This is a genomic window from Streptomyces sp. NPDC058812 (assembly GCF_042744565.1).
In the GTDB taxonomy this organism is placed as follows: Bacteria; Actinomycetota; Actinomycetes; order Streptomycetales; family Streptomycetaceae; genus Streptomyces; species Streptomyces thinghirensis.
Genome location: NZ_JBHYOB010000068.1, coordinates 1 through 2,052 on the forward strand (window position 1 = coordinate 1; position 2,052 = coordinate 2,052).

A 2,052-nucleotide genomic window follows, 5' to 3' on the forward strand; every position below is an offset into this window, starting at 1 on the left:
GTACGGCGCTGTTGCTGCACGTGGTCGGGGCGCTGGCCGAGGCCGAGGACGCAGGGCGGGCGGGGCTGCACCTGGACGTGATGCTGGCTTCCGCCGTCGCGGCCGGGCTGCTGGCGGAGGGCACGGAGCAGGGGGAGTTCCGGACCTGGGTGGAGGGCTGCGGCCTGCCCACCGCGGACAAGGTCGGCATGCGGATTGGTGGCAAGCCCACGACCCGCGTGGGGCTGCGGATCGACGCCGCGACGGCGGCCCTGGGGATGTCCCCGGCGGCACTGCTGCGGGCCCGCGCCCAGTCCGCCGTCACGGGCCCGGGGGAGACCCCGGTAACGGTCGCCGCAGCCCCCGCCCAGGTGTCCGCTCAGGCGGTCGGGGAGAGGGCCACCGAGGCCCCCGTCGGCACCCCCGCCGGGGCCCCCGTACCGGCCGCCCTGCGGCTGATTCCCGGGGGTTGCTGGACCCCGCTTCGGCCCCTTCCCCGGCCCTCTCCAAGGGGCGGGCCCAAGAGGCCCGTTAGACCGGCCTATCGGCCCCGTGACCTGCGGTTCTATCGGCCGCCTTACGGGGCCTAACAGGGACCTTGACGCCCTTCCCTGACACCCCATACACCGGCCCCGAGAGGGGCCGGGAGCACCAGAAACAAGACACCCCGAGGCGGCCGGCTTTCTTGGCAGTTGGGCGGCCGCCCCGGGGCTCCATCCCTCACGAGAGACGGAGCCACATCATGGCATTCCGCAAGACGATCTCCCAGACCGAGCTGGCCCAGGGCCAGAGCGACGCCGACCGCCAGCAGCACGGCAGGGCCTACTCCGCCCAGACCGGCGGGTGGACCGAGACGTCCACCGAGCGGCCGACCGCCGGCACCGGCACCACCGACCAGGACGCTTCCGGCGCCCGGAAGTGGTGGAGCCTGTGAGCCGCCACACCGCCCCCGTCTGCCACGGCCGGCCCATGAAGCACGACCCCAAGAGCCGCCAGTACGTGTGCCGTACGTGCGGCAGCTGGACCACCCGCCTGCTGACCCTCGCTCTTGGGGGTGCGCGATGAACGCCCAGCAGCAGGCACAGGCCCAAGCCGCCGCGGAAGCGGCTGCGGCAGCCGCCCGCGCCGAGGCACAGCGGCAGCAGGCCGAGGCCGAACTCCGCCGCCACGGCCAGGCCATGTCAGGCCTCAAACCGCACTCCTGACCGACCCACCACTCCCGCCGCGGAAGGCACCCCGGCACGATGAGGCAACGCCACCGGGGCCTTTGCGACCCGGGCGGGTACCGTTTCGGCGCCCGCCCGGTTACCACCCAGCGGTTTCGACAGAGGAGAGAGATGACCACAACGATCGAGTCGGGAATGGTCCCCGCACAGGGGACCTCCCCGGCACCCGCAGCACCGGTTCCGGTACCGGGCCGCGCCGTTGCAGCGGCCGCAGACCCCATTTCGGCGACCACGCACCCGATTTCGGCGACCAGCGGTCCTCGTTCGGCGGACGGCCTGGCGGGCTGGCTGGACGAGGCGGACAACACCGCCCCCGGTACCGCGACGGAAGCGGAGGAGGGCACGCCGCAGGGCAGCAGCCGACTGCGCTTCTGGCTCGGCGCCGTGTTCCTGATCGGCGGCATCGCCCTCGGCGCCGTCGGCTTCTACCTCTCCTTCGGCAACCTGAGCACCGCCGCATACGAGCGGTTCGGATTCGACGACGGCGCGGACAGCACGCTGTTCGCGATCGGGGTGGACGTCACCATCCTGATCTGCCTGGTCGGCGACCTGCTGTTCGCCACCCGCGGCCGCTCCTACTGGGTCCTGCTCCCCATCGCGCACCTGTTCACCGCGCTGACCATCGTCCTGAACGCCATCGCCCACGGCTCGGTCATCGAGAACTGGGACAAGGCGATCTCACACGCGTTCATGCCGGTCATCTTCGTGGTCCTGGTGGGCGCCGGCCGCCACTACCTCGTGACCGAGGCCGCCCTGAAGCTGGGCGTCGGCCGGGACCCGATTCCGTGGCACCGGTGGGCATTGCACCCCATCGACACTTTCAAGATCTTCCGCACGGTGAAGCGCC

3 protein-coding genes and 1 pseudogene are annotated in these 2,052 nt (G+C 72.2%); all 4 read left to right on the forward strand.

Annotation, left to right across the window (positions count from 1 at the left end; all coding sequences use genetic code 11):
- A pseudogene (locus ACFW48_RS38620) lies at positions 1-569 on the forward strand (hypothetical protein); the annotation flags it as partial.
- Between the two features lie 152 nt (positions 570-721).
- Entirely contained in the window at positions 722-913 is a 192-nt protein-coding gene (locus ACFW48_RS38625; protein ID WP_386323345.1) for a hypothetical protein, read from the forward strand.
- Positions 914-1,040: 127 nt separating this feature from the next.
- On the forward strand, positions 1,041-1,184 hold the full coding sequence (locus ACFW48_RS38630) for a hypothetical protein (RefSeq protein WP_361600143.1): 144 nt from the start codon (positions 1,041-1,043) through the stop codon (positions 1,182-1,184).
- 132 nt (positions 1,185-1,316) lie between these two features.
- On the forward strand, positions 1,317-2,052 hold a 736-nt coding region (locus tag ACFW48_RS38635), incomplete at its 3' end, for a DUF2637 domain-containing protein (protein WP_386323347.1).